At 44.7% G+C, this 9,383-nt stretch carries 5 protein-coding genes; 3 read left to right on the top strand and 2 right to left on the bottom strand.

Going from position 1 to position 9,383, the window contains the following annotated elements:
• A partial coding sequence (locus tag GDA45_03955; GenBank protein MBC6414072.1) for a cadherin-like beta sandwich domain-containing protein occupies positions 1–2,988 on the bottom strand: 2,988 nt, incomplete at its 3' end.
• Between the two features lie 207 nt (positions 2,989–3,195).
• Here GDA45_03955 and xerD point away from each other — a divergent pair.
• Positions 3,196–4,095: a site-specific tyrosine recombinase XerD gene (gene xerD / locus GDA45_03950; GenBank protein ID MBC6414071.1), complete on the top strand. Its 900-nt coding sequence runs from the start codon at positions 3,196–3,198 to the stop codon at positions 4,093–4,095.
• Positions 4,096–4,097: 2 nt separating this feature from the next.
• Positions 4,098–4,814 carry a DsbC family protein gene (locus GDA45_03945; protein ID MBC6414070.1) on the top strand — a complete coding sequence of 239 codons (717 nt, stop codon included), beginning with the start codon at positions 4,098–4,100 and terminating at the stop codon, positions 4,812–4,814.
• Here the strand turns inward: GDA45_03945 and GDA45_03940 are convergent.
• Positions 4,760–8,128, bottom strand: coding sequence for a UvrD-helicase domain-containing protein (locus tag GDA45_03940; protein ID MBC6414069.1), 3,369 nt, complete (start codon positions 8,126–8,128; stop codon positions 4,760–4,762). The genes GDA45_03945 and GDA45_03940 overlap by 55 nt on opposite strands.
• Positions 8,129–8,456: 328 nt before the next feature.
• On the opposite strand from GDA45_03940, the gene GDA45_03935 reads away from it, so the two are divergent.
• Positions 8,457–9,374: a haloacid dehalogenase-like hydrolase gene (locus GDA45_03935; protein MBC6414068.1), complete on the top strand. Its 918-nt coding sequence runs from the start codon at positions 8,457–8,459 to the stop codon at positions 9,372–9,374.
• Positions 9,375–9,383 lie beyond the last annotated feature (9 nt).

Genomic DNA, 9,383 nt, shown 5'->3' with positions numbered 1-9,383 from the left:
GTGTCGCTGATTGCCGGGCGAAGCATTGACGAATAAATTGGCGATCGTATGACCGTTGCCTTCTAATATGCCGCTGAAAATAGTTCTGCCGTCAGTTTCACTCCCTATATAGCGCCAGCCGGCACCCGTTGTCCAACTAGATCTATTCGCCGGTGCATCTCTATAACTATCATCGTCGTTAAAATCCAAGTCGCGCACCAACTCGTAGCCATTGCAAGTACTGTCGCCGTCCCCACCCCCACACCCAGTGGTAACTAAAGTAGCAGTACTAGACCGTCTATAGCCTGTGCCATCTAACTGATAACGCATCGCATCAACATCTTCCAGATAACACATCTCTATCAAGCCGTCTCTATCGTTATCTATGTTGTCATCGGAGCAGACTGCTACTGCGCCACCAGGAAAGTCACTCCATAAAGTGATCGTACGAAACAAAATTAGGCGGTAAACTAGTTGCGTTCCATCCTGTGCCGTGACCGCTATATTTATCGTGGTATCCTCATTAATCTCTCCTAGGGTTACGACCTCGGCAGTCGCCGAACCACTGGCAACGGTCTCAGTGAAATTATTAGCACTTACGGTAATCTCTGATAAGGCACCCGCAGTCGCTGTTGGCATCACTCGCACCTGCTGTACTGACACCCCTAGCGTATAGGTCGTCGTCGTCAGTAAAAAAGTATTATCCAGCGGAATCACTGCTCCGTCTGCTTGCGTTAGCACTAAACCACTTAAGGTCGCATTACTATTTAGCCGACGGAACACGGCTATCGTGTAAGTATTTTCAGTGCGGTCTTGCGCTGTGACGACAATCGGAATCGTTGTGACTGCACCTACGGTTAGCATAATATCTTCACTCTGACCACCACTCGCCACTGTATCGTCACCCACTTGGATAGTCGCATGAGGGCTATTCGCCGTTGGCATCACCCGCACTTGCGCTACCTCGTTGGCTACACTCGCCGTATACATCGTTGTCTCTGATGCAAAATCATCAGTCAATGGAATAATCGTTACTCCATCCATTTGCGTTAGCACCAAATCACCTAAAGTCGCATCATCACTCTGCGCGCGGCTGACGGTAACCGTATAGGTCTCAGTCGTAATGGCGTCTGCTGCAGTCACTACAATCGTAATCAGAGTGTCACCCCCTTCAGTTAGATCAATAGCCCCACTGGTAGCATTGCTAGCCACTGTAATACCATCCACTGTAATAGTCGCACCAGAGTCGGTCACCGTGGGCATCACTCTCACTCGCGCCACCTCGTTTCGCACACCCACCGTATAAGCCGTCGTTGACTCTTGGATTAGATCTATACCTGTCTCATCATCCCCCACTAGCTTCAAATCACTTAAGCTCACATCATCGCTCGCATCGCTCGCTGCACGAATTAAAAATACGCGATAAGCTATCTGCGTCTCTCCATCCGGTGCCGTCACCACTATATCTATCGTGGTCTCCTCACCACCCTCTAATCGCACCAACTCAGTAGTCGTCGAACCGCTGGCTACGGTCTCTGTAAAAAAGTTACCGACGCTCACTGTAATCGCTGCCGAATTACCTTGCGTTGCCGTTGGCATCACTCGTGCTCGCTCTACCGTGTTTGGCAAACGCACCGTATAGGTCGTCGTTGACTCTTGGAATATATCTATAACTCTCTGATCATCGCTCACCAGCTCCAGACCACTTAAGCTCGCATCAGTTAAGACGATACCCTGTCCGCGCAATAAAATGCCACACCTAGGTTGCTGAGAATTACCACAAGCAGAGTTGCCCCCATCATCGCCGCGCCCATATTTGAGTAGCGGGTATTCTGCGTCTATGCCGAAATACCAATTATCTTCGCTCCACTGATAATACGGACTACTAGTATCATCCGTGTTAGCCGCAGTCGGCATTTGCAAGTCCATCGTACTATATCCTCTTGAGTTTTCATCTGTGCCTTGGAACCTGTTAAGTTCGACAACTCTCATTGTTCCTCCCCACTTGTCGCTATCATAGTAGCTACTGCGAATGCGCCATTGATTAAATATCGCTATAGCGGCTGAACCTCCGCTGCTTTGGACTGCATAATAAACATTCGCTATGAGACCATTATTCGTGTGTAAAAAACCTCGTGTATTACCAGCATTCATGGCGTCTCCGATAACATAACTATTGGAAACAACCCCATTGTTTCTATCACGATTTTCTCCGACGAACAACCCGCGCATAGGGCCGTTAAACTCCATATCTACATAGCTGTTAGATATCCTACCAAGACTGTCTTGCACAAAAGCGGAGAATCTATCGGCACCATTATAATTGGACACTCCTGAGATATAGCAGTTTGTGATACGACCTGTTCCTGCTAACTCATGAGTGAAAATAGCACCGCGTTGGTTGCCTCCCGTAATAGTAATATCAACATCCTTAAGCCCTAAGTTGCGTACCGTGCCGCTAATCCTCTCAATGAATCTGCCGTATCGCTGATTGCCGGTCGGAGCATTGACGAATAAATTGGCGATCGTGTGACCATTACCTTCTAAGATGCCGCTGAAATAAGTTATCTCGTTAGTCTCACTCCCTATATAAGGCCAGCCGACACCTGTGGTCCAGCTGGATTTATTCGCCGGCACATCTCTATAACTATCATCGTCGTCAAAATCCAAGTCGCGCACCAACTCGTAGCCGTTGCAGGTATTGCCGGCACCACCCCTGCAACCGGCAATGTCTCGATTAGCATCACTAGACCGCCGCAACCCTGAACCATCCAACTGATAACGAATCGCATCAACATCTTCTAGATAACAGATCTCTATCAAGCCATCGTTATCATTGTCTATGTCGGCATCGGCGCATACTGCTTCTGCACCGCCAGGAAAATCGCGCCACGAAGTTCCGCTGAAAACTACGCTTCCGTCCTGTGCCACTGCCCACTGTGCCAATACTGAGCATAGTAGCACTATAATCAATATATAAGTCGCCAGATAGATTCTGCGTATTATCATTTACGATTAACTGATTTTTGTCATTTTTTACTTATTAAATTAGTAGAGTAATGATTATATATTACCTGATGTATAAATCAAATTTACGATGCCACCACATTGGGGACATTGGTTTCTATCACTATACAGGCTTTGTTTTATAGATTTATGTATATAATTACCTAACCATCAAATTTCTCAGGAGATTAAAGCAGTATGTCTAGAGATATGGATAACAGCTATAGTGAGTTGATAGAAAATTTTCTTAATATTTTGCTATCCCAACAAGGATTGTCGGCAAATACAGTCGCAGCATATAGACACGATTTAGAACATTTTTCTCTATATATGAAACAGCAAGGTAAAAAATTACATTGTGTAGAAAGAACCGATATACAAAATTATCTGTTGTACCGGCTACAACAAAATTATGCTATGCGTTCCAATGCGAGGTTATTATCAACTCTGCGCAAGTTCTATAACTGGATGATACAAAACAAAATGATAACGGCTAATCCTTGTGAGCAAATCCATTCAACTCGCCCAGGACATTATTTACCCCAAGTACTCAATGAAGAGGAAATCAATAGCTTGCTAGAAGCACCCGATGTTTCATCACCCGAAGGACTACGCAACAAAGCGATGCTGGAAATACTCTATGCCTGTGGATTGCGGATTTCGGAACTTGTTAATTTAATGTTCTCACAACTCTCTCTGGATGCCGGATATTTGAGGATTACCGGCAAAGGTAACAAGGAACGTTTGGTACCCATCGGAGAGCACGCTTGTGAATGCTTAGCGCGCTATCTAAAACAAGCTCGACCGCAACTGCTCAAAAACAATAAACATTGCGATTATGTCTTTATATCTGCGCGCGGCACCGGCATTACTAGACAAACTTTCTGGTACGCCCTCAAAAAACTGGCAAATGCGGCCAAAATTAACAAATCCTTTTCACCACATACGCTCAGACACGCCTTCGCCACCCATCTGTTAAACCACGGTGCCGACCTACGTGTAGTACAATTACTGTTAGGACATAGCGATTTATCAACTACCCAAATATATACCCATGTTGCTAAACAACGCTTAAAAGATTTACATCAACAACATCACCCAAGGAGCTAACTATGTATCGCATATTTTTTATTATCATTACACTACTGCTTTATGCCACGCCGGCAGTAACCGAAGAAATGACTACTGAAGAAAAACTCAAACAATCTCTTAGTAATAGTTTTCCCGGTACACTGGAGATTAACGACACCCCGCTGAAGGGCATCTACGAAATAGTGCATAACAAACGCAATGTTTTTTATACCGACGCAAGCGCCCAGTTCATAATGCAAGGTCCGCTGATTGATATCAAACAACGAAAAGACTTAACCGAAGAGAGACTAAAACTAGTACGACAGCAAACAATTGCCGAAATGCCAGCAAATCGCTTTATAGAGTTCGGTGACCCTGAAGCCGAACACGAGATTGTCGTGTTCACTGATGTCAATTGCGGTTATTGCAGAAAGCTCCATGATCAACGCGATAAATACATTGAAGGCGATATAAAAATTCGTTATCTCTTAACCCCAGTATTAGGGCCTGACTCTACCGCTAAAGCAACCAGCGTCTGGTGTGCCGATAACCGTCAGACCGCAATGACCACAGCGAAGAGCGGACAAGATATACCGGCGATTAGTTGTAATACCGAGTTGGATGAAAATATGGATCTTATTAGAGACTTCAATATACGCGGTACGCCGGCTATTTTATTAAAAGACGGTACATTACTCAGAGGCTATGTAGCGCCCGAAGATTTACTCGAGCAAATAGAGTTTTCTAAAGAAGGATAGTCATACAAAAAGCCACTTTTGGTAAACAGTAGCGATAACCTGATTGTTTTATTCGGAAATAACTTGGCGACTCCTTCTCGGTAGCATTGCATTTGCGGCAGATAGCGTGCCGCTAACTGCTGATAAAAACTATCGCGATTATGTTCGGGTAGGCGGTTGGTCTTATAATCTATAAGCCACACCTGATCTTTGGATACACATAATTGATCAACTTTGCCGCAAACGATCTGCGCTTTATCGTCAGCATACAATAACGGCATTTCATAGTAGCTTTTGCTATAACGAGTCTCGTCAAACAACTCTTTGAGTGCAGGGTTTTGCATTAACAGCCAGGCTTCTTCGGTGCACGCATTCGACATCTCGTCGCTGACACCCGTGTAAGCTGTAAATGCTTGTTGGAATGATCGATAATCGGCGTAAGATTGTCGGTTCAATAGTTCTAATGCGCGATGTATTATCACACCGCGTAGCCGGGCATCGGCAGATGCTGATGCCAGTGTAGGTGTATTTACATTTTCCACCAGTTGACTGGGTTCTATTTGTCGTTGCTGTGTGTTTGCCAGCACCGCATCGCTAAATAATTTTAAGTCAACCGAAGATTCGGTGGCGGTAGCGGTTTGCCTGTTCGTCGTGTATTGGTCTTTTATTTGTTTTAGCGGGTCATCGCCGAAAGTCTTTTGAGCACAGCATAATTGTTCAATTAAGCTATACCAATGCCCGTCGGATTTGCTCTTGCCACTGCCCGAAATAAAAAGATATTGCTTGGCGCGTGTCAATGCAACATACAATAAATTAATCTCTTCTTTTTGATTCCGCAGACGACGGGTTGCGGTCAGCTCAGATAACAATTCACTACGCTCTGCGGTCGGTGGCATTAGGATAAAATGTTTGGGGTTGCGACTGTAAGCCGGCCAATCAACCAGTACATCGTAGGTCTCTTTATTCGGTAATTTGAACGCACAATCAACCATAAAAACAACCGCCGCCTCCAGTCCTTTGGCACCGTGTATTGACATCATTCGCACACAATTTTGCTCCTGAGGCAACGGTTCTTCACGACCCTGAGCGAGATGTACATGGTCTAAAAAACGAGCGATATCGGGATAACGTCCACTATCGTAATCCAGCACATACTCTAAAAAAGCTTCCAGATGAAGCTGTACTTGTTCGCGTTCTTCTGCATGCACTGATGCCCTATAGCGACTGATCAAATTTTGTTGCTCATAAATCGTATAAAGCAAATCGTGTATAGGTAGACGGGCGCATTGTGCGCTCCATTCCTTGATATCGTTATATATCCCAGACCATAGTTTACCTTGGCTCGCGGCGTGCATTAACTTAGTGAAATAGTGCGAACCCTCTTGACTACTTAACTCGAGCAGATGTTGATCGCTCAATGCATAAATCGGACTGCGTAGCACTTGAGCTAATGCTAGATCGTCATACGGGTTATTCAATGCCGCTAACAGCTGTAGCATATCAATAACCTCTAAACGGCTTAATAATCCAGCATTGTGCGTACTCATTACCGGAATTCGCCGTTGACGCAATGCTCGAGTAAATACATCAAAATGGGTTTTCTGCCGAGCAACAATCAATATATCGCTATACTCTATGGGTCTGTATCCATCAGTGCCGGCTATGGCTAATTGATGTTGGTGTAGTAGTGCAATCGTTTGCGCCACGGTGGCTGCTTCTGTAGCATGCGAATTGGTCGTTGACAGCAACGGCTTACGCAAAGGATTGCGCCATTCCTCAGTATTATTGCTACGGCCATCAGTAGTTGCTTCAAATAAATCAAATATCCGTATGCCACCGTTGATATCACGCTTGGTTTGGTGGCACTTAAAGTTCGGTAAGGCATTATTTTTTTCAAAAATGCGATTGACAAAATCAATAATCGGCGGAGCTGAACGATACGACATATCAGCACTAGCTTCGTGCCCGGACAAACGCCGCTTCAGCCATTGCCCAGCTTCGACTTGTAGCTCCGGATCAGCACGGCGAAAACCGTAGATCGATTGTTTGCTATCTCCTACGATAAAAACGCTACCACCTTTTTGCGATGCGATCTCCTCCATCAAAGGTTGCAGTAACTGCCACTGTGTCGGGTTGGTGTCTTGGAATTCATCTATTAAGATATGTTCTATACGCGAGGCTAACCGGTATTGTATCCAACGGCTTCCATAATCGTCGCGCGTCAACAACTTGCTCGCAATACCCTCCAGATCGTTGAAATCGAGCAATCTATGTTGCTGCTTTAGCTCAGTATATATGTCCAATAAATGATGGCCGGCAATATACCACGCTTCGTTCAGACGATAATTGCTATGGCGATTTTTGCTCTCGCGCATGCGCATCACTGCAGAACTAATTTTGGCACTGAGTGCAATCAGTTGCTGCCCTTCAGCTTCACCAATCGCCTTCACTAGAGTTTTGGTCAATTTGCGCTGCCTGGGTTGACCAGCAGTGGTATGAATACAATGATTGAGCTTAACAAAATCGTCGTCGCTAAGCTCGTCTAAAATAGTAAGTTCTTTCAAACATTCGGCGTGTGCGACATTCTTTGTCGTCGGGTGTTCAGCTAATAAGGCGCGATAATCTATCACCGAAGCCTTGATGTCCTGCCATATCGTGTTTACCGGCACCGTCTCACTGATAGCCAGCTGCTTATATAGACGCAAGGTAGCCTGGTCGGCACCATCTACCCTATCGGAGATATAGTTCAGCCAATCGTTGTGCCGGTCTAAAAATGCGCTGAGTATGGTGCGCACATTATTCAGACTGTGCGTTTGGGCATACAGTAAATCAAGGGCAGCAGCAATTTTCTTATCCGCTAAAGTTGTTCTACTAAACAATATATCTACCGCTTTACTTTGCCATTCGGTTGCATTTTCGGCGATTTGAAAATCTAATGGAACATTGCTCTGCAGTGGGCATAAAGAAATTAGTTTCTGACAAAAAGCATGAAAAGTGGTGATTTGCATCTGATCAGTTGCATGTAATAGTTGCTCGTATAGACCAGGCGCCACTACGCGATACTTCTGAACATCGGTTATGCCGATTTCTTTAAGACTAGCTTCCAGTTGTTTAGGGCTTTGTGTGCTCCACTCAAAAATACGCTCAGCCACGCGGTCGCGCATTTCATCGGCAGCCTTGTTGGTAAATGTAATCGCTAATATAGAACTAGGATTCACCTGATCAAGCAACAATCTCAATAAACGGGAGATTAATAACCAAGTCTTGCCGGTACCCGCCGACGCATAGACGATGCCGCTGACCTCAGGCGATAAAAGTTTAAGCGCAGATTTCATTTAAGACGAATGGAAAATACAAGTAGCTAAAGAATAACCAATGGACGATCAACCACTGCTATCAAAACCCGCGGTGAGCACAACTGCGCAGGTATCAGTGATATATTTTTGATATTTACAGAATGATTGGGTATCCGTTTGCGGTGGTTGTATTGTCATATTGATGTTGCTTGGTATAACAAGGCACATATAATGGATGCGGTCTTGTGCCATATTAAAATACTGTTAAGCTAAACTACCGTTAAGCAAATAGCTAAACTTTGCGACTATAACGCTCCAGTTCCATAGTCCCTAACTTTGAGCCGTTATCGTCTATTATAATAGTATTATGCAACATATATCTCCACCAGTATTTCCACAAAACATCATTGCCATCATCTGGGATTTCGATGAAACCATGACACCTGAGCCTATGCAGAAAGTCTTATTTGATGCTTATGGCTGCGACAGTAAAACTTTTTGGGACGAGGTTAACCAGTTGCCGGAACAATACAAGAAAAAGGGCTGCCATCAGGTTTCCGAAACATTGGTATACCTAAATCATATACTAGACTATGTTCAAGAAGGTAAATTTGACGGTTTATCCAACGATAAACTTAAAGAGTTAGGCAAAGGTATCCAATTTTATCCGGGTATTGTTGAACTGCTTGAACATCTAAAAGGGGTTACCAAAGAACCCAAATACGCAAAATACGAATTAAATGTTGAACACTATGTGGTCAGTACCGGGCTGAGAAAGTTGATTGAAGGAAGCAGTGTGGCACCTAGTTTAGCCGATATATGGGGTTGTGAGTTTATTGAAAACGAACGCGGATATATAGAACGCGTTGCCTATGTATTACACGATACCACCAAAACACGAGCAGTTTTTGAAATCAATAAAGGTGTCAATATAGACAACAACATTGAAGTCAACTCATCGATTAAGGAGGAGCATCGACGCGTACCTATAGACCACATGATCTATATTGCCGACGGACCTAGCGATGTGCCGGTATTTTCAGTTATCAACAAGCACGGCGGTAAAACACTGGGCGTCTATAACCCTAACAAAGAGAAAAAATTCGATGATGCACGGCGACTGCAATTAGATCAGCGTATTAACCAAATGGTAGAAGCCGACTACCGCGCAAATACGCTAGCGGCGCGGTGGTTAGAGAAGGTCGTCCGCGAGATTGCCGATGTCATTGTCAAAAAGCGCGAGCAAAGCCGCGAGCAAAATGTTTCCCCAGCCCCTAAGCACTGAGCCAACTAT

The sequence above is a fragment of the Chromatiales bacterium genome (assembly GCA_014323925.1).
Taxonomy (GTDB): Bacteria; Pseudomonadota; Gammaproteobacteria; order Poriferisulfidales; family Oxydemutatoraceae; genus SP5GCR1.
The sequence above is the reverse complement of the archived record's forward strand: the minus strand, read 5'-3'. Positions and strand labels throughout refer to the sequence as shown.

Bases quoted from the DNA above. Each gene is read 5' to 3' on its own strand.
- xerD (MBC6414071.1), top strand. From the start codon at position 3,196: ATGGATAACAGCTATAGTGAGTTGATAGAAAATTTTCTTAATATTTTG.
- GDA45_03945 (MBC6414070.1), top strand. From the start codon at position 4,098: ATGTATCGCATATTTTTTATTATCATTACACTACTGCTTTATGCCACG.
- GDA45_03940 (MBC6414069.1), bottom strand. From the start codon at position 8,128: ATGAAATCTGCGCTTAAACTTTTATCGCCTGAGGTCAGCGGCATCGTC.
- GDA45_03935 (MBC6414068.1), top strand. From the start codon at position 8,457: ATGCAACATATATCTCCACCAGTATTTCCACAAAACATCATTGCCATC.